Here is a 16,274-nt window from a genome sequence, read left to right as displayed (position 1 = left end):
ACTCGGAACGACGCCGTGAACGGCGCTGCATCCCCATCCGGGCCCCGCCGGACGAACGCCGCACACAGCCGGTCGGGCACCTGGATCGTGCGGCGACCGCAGCCCGACCGGCCCTCACCGGACGGCGATCCAACGCGTCGGCCCGCCTCCCGCCCGCTGCCTCTCGGCTGCCTCTCGGCTACCTCTCGACCGCGTCCCGACCGCGTCTCGATCGCCGGCTCCGAGGCAGGGTGCGAGGCGGGGCCCGGGGTGCGGACGTGGTCGGCATTCGGATCCGGTGACGCGGGCGACGTGTCCGGCGGCCGTGCAGGTGGGTGCTCCGTCTGCCGGGTGCCGGGTGTAGCGCACACGGCAGGCGCACGTCAGCTCGTCGAGTGCCGGTCAGCGGGTAGGCGGATGGCCGATGCCGCCGTGCCGGATGCAGAACACGCGGTGCTGGGCGCAGAACACGCGGTGCCGGATGCAGAACACGCGGTGACTGCACAGCGCGTCGGTGGAGGTGTCGGTCGGTCCGGAACCCGCAACACCCCTGGGAACCCGCAACACCGCCATTGGTAACCCGCAACACGGTCCCCGGGAAACGCAACACGGTCCCCGGAGGGCGCAACACGAGCCCTGGAATCCGCAACACGACAGGGCGGGGCCTACGTCGGCGGGCGGGGCCGGCGCGTGGTTACTGGCGCGCGCGCTGCTTGATGCGGGAGGTGAGTTCCTGCACCTGGTCGTAGATGCGGCGCCGTTCGGCCATCTCCTTGCGGATCTTCTTGTCCGCGTGCATGACCGTCGTGTGGTCGCGGCCGCCGAAGGTCTGCCCGATGCGAGGCAGGGACATGTCCGTCAGCTCGCGGCACAGATACATGGCGATCTGCCGCGCCGTGGCGAGCGCCTTCGTCTTGCCGGGCCCGCACAGGTCGTCGACCGTCACGTCGAAGAACTCGGCCGTGACACCCATGATCGTGGAGGCGCTGATCTCCGGCGCCTGCGAGTCCGGGATGAGATCGCGCAGCACGATCTCGGCCAGGCCGACGTCCACCGGTTGCTGGTTCAACGAGGCGAACGCAGTGACACGAATGAGCGCACCTTCGAGTTCGCGGATGTTCGCCTCGATGCGCGCGGCGATGAACTCGAGCACATCACCGGGCACGTCGAGCCGGTCCTGGGCCGCCTTCTTCCGGAGGATCGCGATCCGCGTCTCCAGCTCGGGCGGCTGAATGTCGGTGATCAGGCCCCACTCGAACCGCGTCCGCAACCGGTCCTCCAGCGTTTCGAGGCGCTTGGGAGGGCGGTCGGACGAGACGACGATCTGCTTGTTCGCGTTGTGGAGCGTGTTGAAGGTGTGGAAGAACTCCTCCTGAGTACCTTCCTTGCCTTCGAGGAACTGGATGTCGTCGACGAGCAGGATGTCGATGTCGCGGTAGCGCCGCTGGAACGCGACCTTGCGGTCGTCCCGCAGCGAGTTGATGAAGTCGTTGGTGAATTCCTCGGTCGACACGTACCGCACGCGCATACCGGGGAACAGCCGCTGGGCGTAGTGCCCGACGGCGTGGAGCAGGTGCGTCTTGCCGAGGCCGGACTCACCCCAGATGAACAGCGGGTTGTAGGCGCGGGACGGCGCTTCGGCGACGGCGACCGCGGCCGCGTGCGCGAACCGGTTGGACGCACCGATGACGAACGTGTCGAACGTGTACTTCTCGTTCAGCTTCGTCTTCGACGTCTGCGGCTGCGCAGGCGCGGTGTACGGCTGGCCCGCGGTCGGCTGCCCGGTGAACGACGGCCATATCTCGTTGGCGGCCGCCAACGCCTCGCCTTCCTCGTCGACCTCTTCGTCGGAATCGGCCAGCGCCTCGAGCCGCGACTGACCGGCCGACTGCGCCGAGGCCGATCCGCTCCCGGAGTGCTGCGTGCCGCTGGATGGCGAACGCCTTCCCGAGTGCTGCGAAGTCTCGGCGGAGCCGCCGGTCGCCTGCGAGCCCGGCCCGGCCGGGGTCTCGCCCGTGGACCGGGTCTGTCCGGCGTGGCCGCGCGGGTTCGACTGGGCGGACTGCCCCGCGGGATTGTTTCCGTCCGAGGACTGCCGCCCGGACGCGTGCTGTTGCTGTCCCGGCGGGTGCGCCGGGCCGCCGTTCTGCCCGCCGGCCCGGGGAGCGGGTTGCTGCGACCCTGGTTGTTGCGGCCCGGCCTGCGATCCCGGCTGCTGTGACCCCGGCTGCTGAGGTGCGGAATGCCGGGGGGTGCCGGGCTGCTGTGGGTAGGGCGTCGGCCGCCTGCCCTGTGACGCAGCCGACTGCCCCGGTTGGTGCCGGCGCGGCGACTGCTCGGCCGACCCCGATCCGGTTGCGCCCGAACCCGACTGGGAGGCGTTCCCCGCGGAAGCGGAGCCGCTCGACGGGACTCCGGGCGGTGGCGGGGTGTCGTCGCGGATCGGCGGGATGGTCGGCATGACCATCGTCTCCTCGGCGGCCGACGTCTGCGGGACGCGAGGTGCCCCGGACGGGCCGTTGGCGCCGGAACCCTGCGGGGACGCCGGGGATGTGGCGGACGTCGCCGCGTCCGTACCGGCCGCGTGCTGGGGCACATCGGGGGTGTCGCCACTCCCCGGGGTGAGCGTGCCCTCCATCCGGCCCGCCGGTGAGTGCGGCGCCGGGGAATGCTGACCCGGCGAGGAGTACTGAGGTGGGGAGGTGGGCCCGTTCGGTGCGGGCGCGCTCTCGGCGGAGTCGACCTTGACGGCGAGTGAGACTTCGCGGCCGAGCCTGCGCGATAGCGCGGCGGTGATCGGCTCGCGCAGCGCGCGCTCGATCGCTTCCTTGGCGAAGTCGCTCGGTGCGGCGAGCAGGGCGGTGCCGTCGAGCAGGCCGATGGGCCGGGTCACACGCATCCAGGCGCGCTGCTGGGGCGAGAGCGTGCCGTCGGACAGCTCTTTGACGACCTGTTCCCACACGGAACCCAGGTTCAGCTGTTGCTCAGACACCCTGCTCTGCTCCCCTCCCCTCGACCTCATCCACGTGGCCTGCGCATTTCACCCTGTCGACGTTCGTGAGCACGTGCTCGCCGATCGCCGGTCCGAGACGGCAGCGGTGCAGGTCGAACGGGGCTTCCGGCGGCATGAGCGCAGGAAGCATCCACAAGTTGTCCACAGGTTGTGCATTAATGTACGGCTGCCCCACGAGCCCTCCTACTCGCGGGTCCGTGTGTCGCTCGCCCAGTCTCCCACTTATCGGCGACGCCGCGCCTGCCCCTCATCTTCGTGGGTTGAGAAGAGGCACGCTAACAAGCGCTGGTCCATGCCACAAGCGGTTCATTCGAGCAAGGATTCCATGGTCGACGGCGTGTCGCCATTCGAACCGGATCCGTGAGCAGCAGGCCTGCCGCAGGGGGCGGTGTCAGGGATGGGCGGCCGGGTGCGTACCCTTGAAAGGTCTGCCGCCGACACCGCGGCGTCACGGCCACCCGGCCGACGAGGTCATCCGTTCGGAGACTATCGCGCCGGCGCCCGTGGTGCACACGAGGTCCGGGGGCGACCACAGACCTGTACGTCGCCAGACCAGGAGAATGACGCCGTGAGCAAGCGCACCTTCCAGCCGAACAACCGTCGACGCGCGCGGACCCACGGATTCCGGCTGCGGATGCGTACGCGGGCCGGCCGCGCGATCGTGGCCGCCCGTCGTCGCAAGGGCCGTCAGAAGCTGTCCGCCTGACCTCGCCTGCGGCCGGGTCCGAGCGCGCGTGCTTCCCGCCGACGCTCGCCTGCGGCGCAGTGAGGAATTCCGTGCCGTCATGCGCGGCGGCGTCCGAGCCGGGCGCCGCCGCCTTGTGCTGCACGCGCTCGCCGAGTCCGGCGAGCGGAAGAAGGCAGGGTTCGTCGTGAGTAAGGCCGTGGGCAATTCCGTGGTGCGGCACCGGGTCAGCCGGCGTCTGCGTCACCTCGTCGCGGACCGACTCGGAACCCTGCCGGACGGTTGCGCGTTGGTCGTACGAGCGCTTCCGCCGGCTGCGAAGGCGAGCAGTGCGGAGTTGGGCTCGGACCTCGACGCGGCCTTGCGGCGGTTGAAGCTTGCCGGTGCGACGAGCGCCGCACCGGAGGCCTCCCGCGACAGCAATGGACGAACGGTGTGAATGAGCAGCAGCCGGTCGCCGAGCACTCGGACCGTGCAGGCGACCACGAGACGACACATGCGGCTCCGCGACCTACCCCGGTTGCGTGGATCCTGCTGCTCCCGATCCGCTTCTATCGCAAGGCGATCTCACCCTTCCTGCCCCCGATGTGCCGGTTCTATCCGAGCTGTAGTGCGTACGCCGCCGAATCGCTGACGAAGCACGGCGCGGCGCGGGGCAGTTACCTCGCCGTTCGCAGACTGCTGCGTTGCGGTCCGTGGACCGAACCGGGACGGGACCCCGTGCCCGAGACGTTCAGCCTCCGGCGTCAACCCCCTGGTATATCTACCGAGGAGTAGCTCAGTGCTCGACTTTATCTACTACCCCGTGTCGTTCATCTTGTGGTGCTGGCACAAGGTGTTCGGCTTCGTCTTCGGGCCGGACAACGCCATCTCCTGGATTCTCGGCATTGTCTTCCTGACCTTCACGGTGCGCGGCATCCTCTTCAAGCCGTTCGTCAAGCAGGTCCGGTCGATGAAGAAGATGCAGGACTTCGCCCCCGAGGTGAAGAAGCTGCAGAAGAAGTACGCCAACGACCGGCAGAAGCAAGCGACGGAGATGCGCAAGCTGCAGCAGGAGCACGGGGTCAACCCGCTCGGCAGCTGCCTGCCGATGCTGCTGCAGATTCCCGTGTTCATCGGTCTGAACTGGGTGCTCCGCAACTTCCAGGAGGGAAGGCAGAACAACTACTTCTTCGACGCCGCGGAAGTCGACTCGTACGTCAACGCCAAGCTGTTCGGCATCAACATCGGTGATGCCATCAACCACTTCGGCTTCGCCGGCCAGTCGAGCGAGTGGCACTGGGAGGTCGCGCCGCTGGCGATCCCGCTGATGATCGTCGCCGCGATCGCCACGCACCTGACCGCCCGTCACTCGGTGGCCCGCCAGAACCCGGCGTCGGCCACGCAGCAGACGGCCATGATGAACAAGCTGACGCTGTACATCTTCCCGTTCGGTGTCCTCATCTTCGGTGCGTTCTTCCCGATCGGCCTGCTCATCTACTGGCTCGCGAACAACGGCTGGACGCTCGGCCAGCAGCGCTTCGTCTACGGCCGCATCGACCGCGAAGAAGAGCAGAAGAAGGTCGAGGAGAAGGAGAAGCGCGACAACCTCGCGCCGAAGCCGGGCCAGAAGCCGAAGAAGCCGCAGCCGGGTCAGAAGCCGGCCACGCAGAACAAGCAGACAGCGAACGAGGCGTCCGACTCGACCGAAGCCGGTTCCGAGTCCGAAGCAGGTTCCGAATCCGGGTCCGGTTCGGGCTCCGGCAAGGTCTCGGCGAAGTCGTCGAGCAACGCGAACGGCAGCGGTTCCGCCCAGAAGGGCGGCATCGGCGCCAAGGGCGGCAACAGCGCCAAGGGCGGTGCGTGGGCCAAGAACGGTGGCAACAAGCAGCGGCCTTCCGGTCAGGGCAAGAAGTCCAAGGGCGGAAAGCGCCGCTGACGCGCGTGGCGCCCGCCTTCCGCAATCAGACCTCGCCTGAGGGGCTCGAGAGGAGAAGTGACATGTCCGAGACCGCAGAGGTGATCGGCACGGAAGAAGAGAAGGCCACGGCTGTAGCGGCCGGGGCCGACGAGGACACGACTGCGCCCGACGACACGGTCGCGGCGGATTCGCCCGGCGACGCGGAGTCCGGTGACGACCTGCTCGTCCGGGAGGGCGACATCGCAGGCGATTACCTGGAGCGGCTGCTGGACCTGCTCGACTACGACGGTGACATCGACCTGGACGTCGAAGCGGGCCGCGCGATCGTGAGTATCGACGGTGGCGACGACCTGGAGAAGCTCGTCGGACCGCGCGGGACCGTCCTCGAGGCGCTGCAGGAGCTGACTCGCCTCGCCGTTCAGCGGGAAACCGGCTCGCGTAGCCGACTGATGTTGGACGTCGCGGGTTGGCGCGCGGGCCGCCGTGAGGAGCTCCGCCGAATCGGCCGCACCGCCGCCGAGAACGTGGCGAAGACCGGCGAGAAGGAGAAGCTCCAGCCGATGAGCCCGTTCGAGCGCAAGGTCGTTCACGACGCCGTCGCCGAGGTCGAGGGCGTCACGAGCGAGAGCGAGGGCGAGGAGCCCAAGCGGCGCGTGGTGGTCGTCCCCGAGTAATAGCGACGCTCCCAACTGAAGCGGCCCGCCGATTTCCGGCGGGCCGCTTTTGTGTGTGTGACAGCCCGCGGTGTCGGTCGGCCACTCCCCTGTGTCCGACTGCGGGGGTCCCGGTTTCACGTGAAACCGGGACGGCTGGAGTCGGAGCGTGGGACCCGGGAACCGGCGCGGTCACACGCGACTGGCCGCCCCTCGGAATGGAGGTCGACGAGTGCGGTCCTGTTGGCCGGGATGTGGCGGGCGAAGGTGATGACGGGCGGTGCGCCGGGTGTGGGTGTCGGTCGTGTCGGACAGCGCCTCGCGGGAGGGGCATGTCGATCGGTCGGTGTCGCGCCGTGCGGGCCGCCGCATAGCGGTCTCGGCATCGGCAGGTCGGGCGATGCCGTCGCCCGGGGACTCGCGGGCTCGGCCCGTCAGCCCCGATCCCCGCACCGATCCCCGCACCGAGAGACCCGCACCGATCCCCGCACCGAGAGACCCACACAGGAGACCCACACAGGAGACCCACACAGGAGACCGCGATCGACAGACGTGCACGCACCGACACCGACACCGGATGAGCTGAGCGCGCGGCAGGCGGAGTTCGCGGGCAGTCGCGCCGCGTCGAGGTGAGTTGCGGGGTGCCGGCCAGGCGCGCCCCGAACATCCTTCGGAGAGAACTGCCCGTCCACGTGAACCGAAGTGGGTGGGGCCCGTCGAGCGGGTGCCGGCGTGTCCGGTGCCGCGCGGCGGCACGTGGCCACAATGCGGCAGACGATGGTGTCTCGGAAGACGGCGCAACTGACACGGCACACGGCGGCGAGGCACCTTCGAGCCTTGGGCGCGGTGTACCGACAGCGGCGGGCCGGAGAGTGGACCGGCCTTGCGCCGGGTGGCGGGTTGGTGAGTGGGTGGACGGTGTTCGGATGGGGGTAGTGGGTCTCGACCCCCGCGGGCCCCGCAGCGGTGCAGCTCGGCCCGACCGCGGAGCGGCCACTCCTCGAACGGCCACTCCCCGATCGGCCGGGACGAGGAGCAGGCGGATCCGAGGGGGTAATGAGTTGGCCGCAAGCCCCGGCGCGCGGAGATCGATGGTCGGCGCTACACCGAGGTTCCGGTTCCGATAAGTCGTCGGCGGGCGTGGTTGACCGTGCCGCGCACTGTGGGCGCCGAGTAACCCATCACTTCTATGATCGGTCGAGGCAACCGCGTTGGCTGTGCGGTCGGTCGGCAGCGGTCGCGCGACGGGAGACTGCGCGACAGGGGCGGCGGAGACGTCGGAGATCGGCCACGTGTCGATGTTCGACGTGAAACGGCGCTTGGAGTTCTCCACATACTCGGACTGTCGGCTCTGATCGCGCGCGAGTTCATGGACAATCAAACGCGGGCCGTTTCACGTGAAACGCGACGCCCGCGAATCCAGTGAGGAGTTGAGTAGTGGGCCGGGACGGACTGGAGTCCACCACCCCGACAGCGGCGATCGCGGTGTTCGGTGAACACGTCGATCGGGCGGAGCGGTTCGTGGCGATGTTGCGCGAGGACGGGGTCAGGCGTGGACTCATCGGGCCCCGGGAACTCGACCGCCTCTGGGAGCGACACGTACTCAACTCGGCCGTGTTGGGCGATGAGGTTCCACGTGAAACGAGTGTCGTCGATGTGGGGTCCGGAGCCGGCCTGCCGGGAGTACCGTTGGCGATCGCTCGCCCCGATCTCGATATCGTTCTCCTGGAGCCGATGGCGCGTCGTGTCGAATGGCTCGAGGAGGTCGTGGACGAGCTCGACCTCGACGGCGTCACCGTGGTTCGAGGCCGCGCGGAAGAGAAGGCAGTTCGCGCGCAGCTCGATCCCGCCGACGTCGTGACGGCGCGCGCGGTCGCTCCCCTCGCCCGCCTCGCCGGCTGGTGTCTCCCGTTGGTGCGCGAGTCCGGAACTCTGGTTGCCCTCAAGGGCGCCAGCGCCGCCGAGGAGATCGAGCGGGACCGGACCGACGTCGCCAAGGCGGGTGGCGGTGAGCCTCGAATCGTCGAGTGTGGTGGCGACATTCTCGATACGCCGACAACGGTCGTGGTGATCGAGCGGGTGAAGGGGCAGCGCCCGGGATCGCAGCGGAAGCGGTCGAAGAAGAAGGGACAGCGGAGCGCATGACGAGCAGTTCCGAGCAAGGCATGTTCCACGTGAAACACGGCGGCGTTGGGTACGCGCCGATGAAGGGAGAGACCCGGTGACCACGCCAGCTGGACAGTCGAAGACCGGCGGATCGATGCCCATCGCCGAGGAGGCGCTCCGTGCGGCGAAGGTGCTCCACCCCGACGAGGGCTTCATGCCGCGTCCCTCGAAGCGACGTGTCATCACTGTGGCGAATCAGAAGGGCGGCGTCGGCAAGACGACGAGCACGGTGAACCTGGCGGCGGCGCTCGCGCTGCACGGCGTGAAGACACTCGTCATCGACCTCGACCCGCAGGGGAACGCCAGCACCGCGGTCGACGTGGACCACCGTTCCGGGACCCCTTCGGTGTATGAGCTCCTCATCGGTGAGGTGACGCTCGTCGAGGCGGCGCAGGCGAGCTCGCAGAGCGACAACCTGCTGTGCGTGCCGGCGACGATCGACCTCGCCGGTGCGGAGATCGAGCTGGTGTCGATGCAGTCCCGCGAGTCGCGCCTGAAGGAGGCGCTGACGGATGAGGCGCTCGCCCAGCTCGACGTCGACTACGTCTTCATCGACTGCCCGCCCTCGCTCGGCCTGCTCACGGTGAACGCGCTGGTCGCCGCCCACGAAGTGCTGATCCCGATCCAGTGCGAGTACTACGCCCTCGAGGGACTGGGCCAGCTGCTGAGCAACATCGAACTGGTGCAGAAGCACCTGAACCGCACACTGTCGGTCTCGACGATCCTGCTGACCATGTACGACGGCCGCACGAAGCTGGCCGATCAGGTGACGCAGGAGGTCAAGAACCACTTCGGTGAGGTCGTGCTCAAGACGATCATCCCGCGCAGTGTGAAGGTCTCGGAGGCTCCCGGGTACGGCCAGACGGTGCTGGCCTTTGATCCCGGTTCACGTGGCGCCATGAGTTATCTGGACGCCGCACGCGAAGTCGCCGAACGCGGTGTGGAGGGGAAGCAGGAATGACCGAACGCAGAGGCGGCCTCGGCCGCGGACTGGCAGCACTGATCCCGACGGGACCGGTCGAGGACGATCCCGAGGCCGAATCCCATGTGCCGGTCCCTGACATGGCCGACGTCAAACCGCCTGCGGGTGACGACAGCGGATGGTTCGCCGCCAACGGCGCCATCGACGAGGCACCCGCGGTCGGAGGCGAGGTCGCCGGCGCGGTCTATCGCGAAGTGCCGCTCGACTCCATCGAGCGGAACCCGAAGCAGCCGCGGCAGGTCTTCGACGAGGAGGCGCTTGCCGAGCTGGAACACTCGATCCGCGAGTTCGGCCTCATGCAGCCGATCGTGGTGCGCACCCTCGAGGGCGACAAGTTCGAGCTCGTCATGGGCGAGCGCCGGCTGCGCGCCTCGCAGCGGGCCGGTCTGGAGCACATCCCCGCGATCGTGCGGCAGACGACTGACGACGCGATGCTGCGGGACGCCCTCCTCGAGAACATCCACCGGGTGCAGCTGAACCCTCTGGAGGAGGCGGCCGCGTACCAACAGCTGCTCGACGAGTTCGACGTGACGCACGACGAACTCGCGTCGCGGATCGGCCGCAGCAGGCCGGTCATCACCAACACGATCCGCCTGCTGCGACTCCCCCTCCCCGTGCAGCGCCGGGTGGCGGCGGGCGTTCTGTCTGCGGGGCACGCGCGGGCACTCCTCTCCCTCGAGGATCCGGACGCGCAGGAGGAGCTCGCGGGACGCATCGTGTCGGAGGGCCTGTCGGTGCGCGCGACCGAAGAGGCGGTGACCCTCTACAAGAACGGTCCGCAGAAGAAGGAGAAGAAGCAGCCGCGCAAGCAGATGGAGGCGCCCGGTCTTCAGGAGCTCGCGACCAGGCTGTCGGACAGCTTCGACACGAAGGTGAAGGTCGACCTCGGCCGCCGGAAGGGCCGCATCGTCGTCGAGTTCGGGTCGAAGGACGACCTCGAGCGCATTGTTCGCCTGATGGACCCGAATAACGGCAAATCGGACACGTGATCCAAGGTCCCATCACCCCGGGTCATTACGTCACGGTGACGATTACTCGTGGTGGTGCCGAATCACCGACCGTGTGAGATGACAACGGCGCCCGGAGCGAAGTTGCTCCGGGCGCCGTTGTCGTGTGATGACCTGGCTGCTGGCGCTCAATTGCCGCGAGCGGCGGCACGTCCGATCAATTCGTCGAACACCTTCCCCAACGAGGTGCCTGCGGCTTCGAACGCCATCGGCACCGTGGAGGTTTCGGTGAGGCCCGGTGAGGAGTTCACCTCGAGAAAGTGGACCGTTCCGTCGGCGGCCACGATCGCGTCGGTGCGGGAGATGTCGCGCAGCCCGAGTGTCCGGTGCGCACCCACCGCCAGCTCCCCCACGGCTTTCTCGACGCCGTCGTCGAGCCGTGCGGGCGTGAAGAAGTCCGTCAGCCCGGCCGTGTAGCGCGCGGTGTAGTCGTAGACGCCGTTCTCCGGAACGATCTCGACCGCGGGCAGGGCCTGCGGCCCGTCCGAGCCTTCGACGACGGTCACGGCGACCTCGGTGCCGTCGATGTACCGCTCGGCCAGCACCGTGTCGCCGTAGGCGAAGCAGCCGACCATCGCGGCAGGCAGCTCCGTCGCGTCGCGCACCACCTGAGCGCCGAGCGCGGAACCGCCCTGGTCCGGCTTGAGGATCAGCGGCAGGCCGAGCCGTTCGACCATGGCGTCGAGCACCGACTGGGCGCCGAGCTCACGGAATGTGCTGTGCGGCAGGACGAACCAGTCCGGGGTGGTGAAGCCGGCGCCGGACACGAGTGCCTTCGCGATCGGCTTGTCCCACGCACGCCGGCAGCCCTGCGAGTGGGTGCCGACGAACGGGACGCCGAACATCTCGAGCACGGTCTGCACCGAGCCGTTCTCGCCTTCACCGCCGTGCAGTGCGACGACGGCCGCGTCGGGCCGCTGCTCGCGCAGTCTGCCGATCAGGCTCGAATCGGTGTCCCATTCCTGGACGGTCAGTCCGGCATCGCGCAGCGCGACCGACAACCTCCGTCCGGACCGCAGCGAGACGTCCCGTTCGTGGGAGAGGCCGCCCGCGAGGACGGCGACAGTACGTTCGGCCACCCGTGAAACTCCTTGGGGCTGAAGGGAAAACGTCGATCAGGCCGTGTCCGGTCCGGGGGTCTGCGGCCCGGACACGGCACGGGTGGTGACGCTACCGAACGTCCGCATCAAGTCCATTTCGGACTCCAGTACGCCGGCAAGGCGGCGCACGCCCTCGCGGATCCGCTCGGGCGTCGGGTAGCAATAGGACAGTCGCATCTGCCTGCTGCCGAGGCCGTCCGCGTAGAAGCCCGTGCCCGAGGCGTACGCGACGCGGGCGGTGACGGCGCGTGCCAGCATCGCCTTCGCGTCGACGCCCTCGGGAACGGTCAGCCACACGTAGAACCCACCCTCGGGGTGGGTCCAGCTGCAGCCTTCGGGCATGTACTGCTCCAGCGAGCTGATCATCGCGTCCCGGCGTTCGCGGTAGTTCTCGCGGAACGTCTTGATCTGGCCCTTCCAGTCGTGTGTCGTGAGGTACTTCGACACGACGAGCTGGTTCAGCGTCGGCGGGCACAGCGTCGCCGATTCGGACGCGAGCACGAGCTTCTCGCGTACCGCGTGCGGAGCGAGTACCCAGCCGACCCGCAGCCCCGAGGCGAACGTCTTGGAGAACGAACCGAGGTACACGACGTTGTCCGGGTCCATCGACCGCAGCGCCGGGTAGGTCTGCCCGTCGAAGGCGAGCAGGCCGTACGGGTTGTCCTCGATGACGAGCACGCCGTACTGCCGGCAGATCTCGAGGATCTCGGCCCTGCGATCGACGGCGAGCGTCACGCCTGCGGGGTTGTGGAAGTTGGGAATCGTGTAGAGGAACTTGACCCGTTTGCCCGCCTTCTCGCATTCGGCGAGCGCGCTGCGGAGGTTCTCGGGCACGAGGCCGTCGTCGTCCATGGCGACGTGCACGACCTCGGCCTGGTAGGCCGCGAACGAGCCGAGCGCGCCGACGTACGACGGTCCCTCTGCGATCACGACGTCACCCGGGTCGCAGAACAGCCGCGTGACCATGTCCAGCGCCATTTGCGAACCCACGGTGACGACGACGTCGTCGGGGTGGCCCGTGATGCCCTCCATGGCCATGACTTCGCAGATCTGCTCGCGCAATGCGGGCACGCCGTGCGCGGAGCCGTACTGCAGAGCCGTCAGCCCGTCCTCGGCGATGAGTTCGCTCATCTGCTGCGACAGCGACTCGAGCGGGAGCGCGGCGAGGTTCGGCATGCCGCCGGCCAGCGAGACCACCTCGGGGCGGCTCGCCACGGCGAACAACGCTCGGATCTCGGACGCCGTCATGCCCGCGGTGCGGGCGGCGTAGCGCTCGACGTGCGGGTCGAGGTTGGTGTGACTGCCCGGTTCGGTGCCGGGCCTGGCCTCGGGGAGATTCGGCTCCGCGCTCTGCGAATCCGGGACCTGGGGTTCGCTCATGGCATACTTCCGTCTGCTTTTCGTGGGGAAAGCGTTCGGCGGCTGGACTCTGGCCCGCGTGCTTTACCTACGGGTAGTTGTTCGAGTGTAACCACAGGTGGTAGTGCACCTCCCGCCGTTGGCGTGCTCGTCACATCGGCATATGCTGGCCCGTGTTACTCGCCCCGCGTGCGGTAGGCGCGCGGGCGGCGTCCGTCGGTGCCGGTGGATGCGGTCTGCCATGGCCGCACGGCCCTGCAGTACGGGAGGTCTGGTGTCACGTCGCATCGTGGGCGTCACGCTGGACAACCTTGAGCAGCTGCCGCAGCACTGCCGGCGCTGTGTGTACTGGGAACTCGCTCCGCACCTGAAGCAGCAGGCCGAGGAATTCGGCGAGACCGAGGTCGAGAAGGAGGCCTGGGTCTCCGGGGTGCTGCTCGAATGGGGTTCGTGCGGACGGATCGTCTACAGCGGGCGGCTGCCCGTCGGTTTCGTGCTGTACGCGCCCCCGAACGCCGTCCCCCGGTCGGACGCGTTCCCGACGTCGCCGCCGAGCCCGGACGCGGTGCTGCTGACGGCGTTCCACATCCTGCCGGAGTTCCGCGGTAGCGGTCTGGGCCGGATGCTGGTGCAAGCCGTGGCGAAGGACCTCACCCGACGTGGGGTGAAGGCCATCGAGGCATTCGGCGACGCCGGTCCGGAAGAGCCGGAGGCCGAGGCGCAGGGTGCGGGCATCGCGTTTTCCGGTGCTGAATCCTCGGGCATGGGGTCTCCGAGCACGGCGTCTTCAGGCGCGGAGTCTTCAGGCACGGCGTCGTCCGGTGCTGGGACCTCCGGTGGTGGGGCTTCCGGTGGTGTTGGGGACGGCGACGGCCATTCGTGTGTGGTGCCGGCCGCGTTCCTGCAGAGCGTCGGGTTCAAGACCGTGCGGCCGCACCCCCGCTGGCCACGGTTGCGCCTGGAGCTGCGGTCGTCGATCTCGTGGAAGGAAGACGTCGAGGCGGCGCTGGAGAAGCTGCTCGGCGAGGTCACGATGACCACGGCGACGTCGTCCAGCTCACGCGCCTGATCCACTGCCCGGCCGTCCGGGCGACATAGTCACCGCGATCCCGATTCCGGACCACCTCCGAGTTATCCACAGTTCTGTGCACAACTCGCACGGTTATCCACAGATCGCGGTGGCTTGTGCACAGTCACTCGTTCGGTGGTCGCTCTGAGTGCTCATATCCACCACCCTGGGTCACTTCGAACCTGGGGGAGGGTGCGTTGGGTAAGCGCTGGGTCACATTGCCGGATGGTCGGCGGGTCCTCATCGACAGTGACCGTCCGGACAAGCCCAAGAAGGGCCGCAAGGCCGTCGCGGGTGCGGCGGTGGGAGCTGTGGCGTTGGCCGGCCCTGGTGTCACCGGAGGCTTCGGCGCGGGTGGCCTCGGGACAGCGGCAGAGGGGGCGTTGTCGCAGGCCATGCGGGCGGCGGTGACGCAGGGGGTCAAGCACGCCGCGAAGGGGCGTACGGCCAAGGCTCTGCTCTTCCCTGAAGCTCCGACCCGCGAAATCGCGCAAGCCCGCCGGCCGCGGCAAGCCCGGCCGAGCTCGCCGGGACGGGGTACGGGACCGGATCGACCACGCCGCCGAGTGCGCGATGTGGTCGTACGGCGAGGTGCAGCAGTTCTTCTCGACCAGGCCGTGCCGGGAACTGACCAGGCGGCTGATCCCCGTCACCGACGAGCACGGCAACCGCATCGCCGTGTCCGTCGTGTGGGTTCGGATGCCGCGCGCCGCCGGAGTGACGGATCTGCGGCGCCTCGTCGACAGGTACGGCACGGGTAGCGTCACCGCGCTCGGCGCCGTCGGACCGCGGATCGGCAGTGGCGAGTTCACGGGCGAGGCCTACACCTCCACGCGGCGGGGACGAGACCGGCTGGTCATCTCCGAGGCGGCGCTGCTCGGCGGCTCGCCGGACGACGAGACGCTCCAAAGGATGGAAGCCGCCACCCGGGTGGCGGTTCGGCTGCCCCGGCCGAACCGCTGAGACCCGCGACATCGGAACGTCACCTGATCGGAACCCGGCTCACCCAGCAGTGCCCTGTCCGGTGTGAACCCGCCCGGACTACTCCGCCTTCGCGAGTTCGTGAGCGAGGACGTCGGCGAACGTGAACGTGCCCGTGGGCTGGTCACCCTCACCGAGCAGGTACAGCCGCTTCACGGAGATGAGCAGCCCCTCGGCGACCACGTCGCGGAAGGCCGGATCCGACATCCTGAGCCGGTCCTGGCCGTTGGTGAGGTAGCCGATCTCGACGCGCACCGCTGGGCAGCGCGTGCGCGTGAAGATGTCCCACGTCCTGGGGTGCGTGCGGCAGTCGAGCAGGCCGGTGCGGGCGGCCAGCTCCCGCTGGATGTAGCCGGCGAGCAGCTCGCCGACGGTCGAGGTGGTGCCGTTACCGGTGCCGAAGTGGAAGCTCGCGACACCCTGGGCGTGCGGCGAGGAGTTGCCGTCGCTGTGCAGCGACAGGAACAGGTCGGCGCCCGCGTCGTTCGCGAACTGCGCCCGCTCGATCTCCGAAGGGCTCCGGGTGGGCCCGCGGGAGATCAGCGCCTCCATGCCGGTGGCCTTCATGCGCCCTTCGAGGCGGCGCGCCAGGTCCCACGCGATGTCCCGTTCGGCCACCCCGCCGACCTCGACGCCAGGGTCGTCGCCGCCGTGCCCCGGGTCGATGACGATGCGCTTGCCACGGAGCCGGGGCCCGGCCTGCCGCACCTGCTCCTGCTCACGCAGGAACACCGGACGGCCACCGCGCGCACGCGGCGACAGCTGCCGCAGGGCACGGACCGTGGAAGGACCGCAGATGCCGTCGATGGTGAGCCCGTAGTCACGCTGGAAGTTCTTCAGGCCGCGCTCGGTCTGGGGTCCGAAATGCCCGTCCGGCCTGCCCGCGTTGTAGCCCAGCTCGGTCAGGCGCTCCTGCAGCGAGAAGACGTCGTCCCCGTGCACCGGCGACGAGACGAGAAAGGCCAGCGGGCGGCTACCCAGGTGGTAGCAGGATCCGCGCAGCGCACGGTACGTCGCGGGGCCCACCACACCGTCGGTGATCAGGCCCCGGCGCTGCTGGAACGCGCGGACGGCGTGTTCCGTCTGATCGTCGAAGACGGTGTCCGCGCCGTCCGGTGCGCCATTGGTGTGACCGGCGCCACTTTCTCCGTGAGCGCCGTTGGTGCCCGCACCCGGGAGTAGGTCCAGGCTGACCAGCAGGGACCTGATGTCGGCGACGTCCGGTCCGCTGTCGCCGCGGCGGAGTACCCGCATGCACTCCTCGCTCTACCTTGGGCATCGGACCAGCGGGCGGATGACTGCCCGATCCGGTGCTTGATGCTGTGCAAACCAATACAGGACGTGGGGCCCTGCGCCTGACTATTGTGCCTTGCGCTTCCT

The 16,274-nt window shown here is 68.8% G+C and carries 15 protein-coding genes; 10 read left to right on the top strand and 5 right to left on the bottom strand.

What is annotated here, in order from left to right:
• Positions 1-673: 673 nt before the first annotated feature.
• Both dnaA and LY40_RS07710 read right to left on the bottom strand, forming a co-directional pair.
• The gene (gene dnaA, locus LY40_RS07715) at positions 674-2,971 is read right to left on the bottom strand and encodes a chromosomal replication initiator protein DnaA (protein ID WP_258936368.1); all 2,298 of its coding nucleotides are present in this window, start codon (positions 2,969-2,971) and stop codon (positions 674-676) included.
• Positions 2,964-3,137, bottom strand: coding sequence for a hypothetical protein (locus tag LY40_RS07710; protein WP_183785755.1), 174 nt, complete (start codon positions 3,135-3,137; stop codon positions 2,964-2,966). Before LY40_RS07710 ends, dnaA begins: the two co-directional genes overlap by 8 nt.
• A 423-nt stretch (positions 3,138-3,560) precedes the next feature.
• Between LY40_RS07710 and rpmH the strand changes: the two genes are divergently transcribed.
• The 8 genes from rpmH (at position 3,561) to LY40_RS07670 (ending at position 10,367) form a co-directional block, all read left to right on the top strand.
• A complete protein-coding gene (gene rpmH, locus LY40_RS07705) occupies positions 3,561-3,698 on the top strand; it encodes a 50S ribosomal protein L34 (protein ID WP_183647447.1) in 138 nt (45 codons plus the stop codon).
• A gap of 28 nt (positions 3,699-3,726) precedes the next feature.
• Positions 3,727-4,116 (top strand): ribonuclease P protein component, encoded by a 390-nt coding sequence (gene rnpA / locus LY40_RS07700; protein WP_183780992.1) that lies wholly within the window; start codon positions 3,727-3,729, stop codon positions 4,114-4,116.
• Positions 4,113-4,454 carry a membrane protein insertion efficiency factor YidD gene (gene yidD, locus LY40_RS07695; protein ID WP_183780995.1) on the top strand — a complete coding sequence of 114 codons (342 nt, stop codon included), beginning with the start codon at positions 4,113-4,115 and terminating at the stop codon, positions 4,452-4,454. Before rnpA ends, yidD begins: the two co-directional genes overlap by 4 nt.
• Positions 4,455-4,458: 4 nt before the next feature.
• A complete protein-coding gene (gene yidC / locus LY40_RS07690; RefSeq protein ID WP_258936367.1) occupies positions 4,459-5,595 on the top strand; it encodes a membrane protein insertase YidC in 1,137 nt (378 codons plus the stop codon).
• 62 nt (positions 5,596-5,657) lie between these two features.
• Complete coding sequence (locus LY40_RS07685; protein ID WP_258936366.1) at positions 5,658-6,251, top strand: Jag family protein; 594 nt, start codon at positions 5,658-5,660, stop codon at positions 6,249-6,251.
• Positions 6,252-7,667: 1,416 nt separating this feature from the next.
• Positions 7,668-8,375: a 16S rRNA (guanine(527)-N(7))-methyltransferase RsmG gene (rsmG, locus tag LY40_RS07680; protein WP_183781004.1), complete on the top strand. Its 708-nt coding sequence runs from the start codon at positions 7,668-7,670 to the stop codon at positions 8,373-8,375.
• 115 nt (positions 8,376-8,490) lie between these two features.
• Positions 8,491-9,357, top strand: coding sequence for a ParA family protein (locus LY40_RS07675; protein ID WP_183785158.1), 867 nt, complete (start codon positions 8,491-8,493; stop codon positions 9,355-9,357).
• Entirely contained in the window at positions 9,354-10,367 is a 1,014-nt protein-coding gene (locus LY40_RS07670; RefSeq protein ID WP_183781007.1) for a ParB/RepB/Spo0J family partition protein, read from the top strand. Before LY40_RS07675 ends, LY40_RS07670 begins: the two co-directional genes overlap by 4 nt.
• Positions 10,368-10,513: 146 nt before the next feature.
• Here the strand turns inward: LY40_RS07670 and LY40_RS07665 are convergent, their stop codons facing one another.
• Positions 10,514-11,464, bottom strand: coding sequence for a D-alanine--D-alanine ligase family protein (locus LY40_RS07665; RefSeq protein ID WP_183781010.1), 951 nt, complete (start codon positions 11,462-11,464; stop codon positions 10,514-10,516).
• Positions 11,465-11,500: 36 nt separating this feature from the next.
• Entirely contained in the window at positions 11,501-12,865 is a 1,365-nt protein-coding gene (locus LY40_RS07660; RefSeq protein ID WP_258936365.1) for an aminotransferase-like domain-containing protein, read from the bottom strand.
• 253 nt (positions 12,866-13,118) lie between these two features.
• Here LY40_RS07660 and LY40_RS07655 point away from each other — a divergent pair, with 253 nt between their 5' ends.
• Together LY40_RS07655 and LY40_RS07650 are read left to right on the top strand one after the other, a co-directional pair.
• Entirely contained in the window at positions 13,119-13,913 is a 795-nt protein-coding gene (locus LY40_RS07655; RefSeq protein ID WP_258936364.1) for a GNAT family N-acetyltransferase, read from the top strand.
• A 573-nt stretch (positions 13,914-14,486) separates the two neighbouring features.
• Positions 14,487-14,876 (top strand): hypothetical protein, encoded by a 390-nt coding sequence (locus LY40_RS07650; RefSeq protein ID WP_258936363.1) that lies wholly within the window; start codon positions 14,487-14,489, stop codon positions 14,874-14,876.
• 78 nt (positions 14,877-14,954) lie between these two features.
• Here LY40_RS07650 and LY40_RS07645 read toward each other — a convergent pair whose 3' ends face one another.
• Entirely contained in the window at positions 14,955-16,148 is a 1,194-nt protein-coding gene (locus LY40_RS07645) for an N-acetylmuramoyl-L-alanine amidase (protein WP_183781020.1), read from the bottom strand.
• Positions 16,149-16,274 lie beyond the last annotated feature (126 nt).

This window comes from Prauserella salsuginis (assembly GCF_024648885.1).
Taxonomy (GTDB): Bacteria; Actinomycetota; Actinomycetes; order Mycobacteriales; family Pseudonocardiaceae; genus Prauserella; species Prauserella salsuginis.
The sequence above is the reverse complement of the archived record's forward strand: the minus strand, read 5'-3'. Positions and strand labels throughout refer to the sequence as shown.

Coding starts and splice junctions, on each gene's coding strand:
- LY40_RS07685 (WP_258936366.1), top strand. CDS start 5,658: ATGTCCGAGACCGCAGAGGTGATCGGCACGGAAGAAGAGAAGGCCACG.
- LY40_RS07675 (WP_183785158.1), top strand. CDS start 8,491: ATGCCCATCGCCGAGGAGGCGCTCCGTGCGGCGAAGGTGCTCCACCCC.
- LY40_RS07670 (WP_183781007.1), top strand. CDS start 9,354: ATGACCGAACGCAGAGGCGGCCTCGGCCGCGGACTGGCAGCACTGATC.
- LY40_RS07660 (WP_258936365.1), bottom strand. CDS start 12,865: ATGAGCGAACCCCAGGTCCCGGATTCGCAGAGCGCGGAGCCGAATCTC.
- LY40_RS07650 (WP_258936363.1), top strand. CDS start 14,487: ATGTGGTCGTACGGCGAGGTGCAGCAGTTCTTCTCGACCAGGCCGTGC.
- LY40_RS07645 (WP_183781020.1), bottom strand. CDS start 16,148: ATGCGGGTACTCCGCCGCGGCGACAGCGGACCGGACGTCGCCGACATC.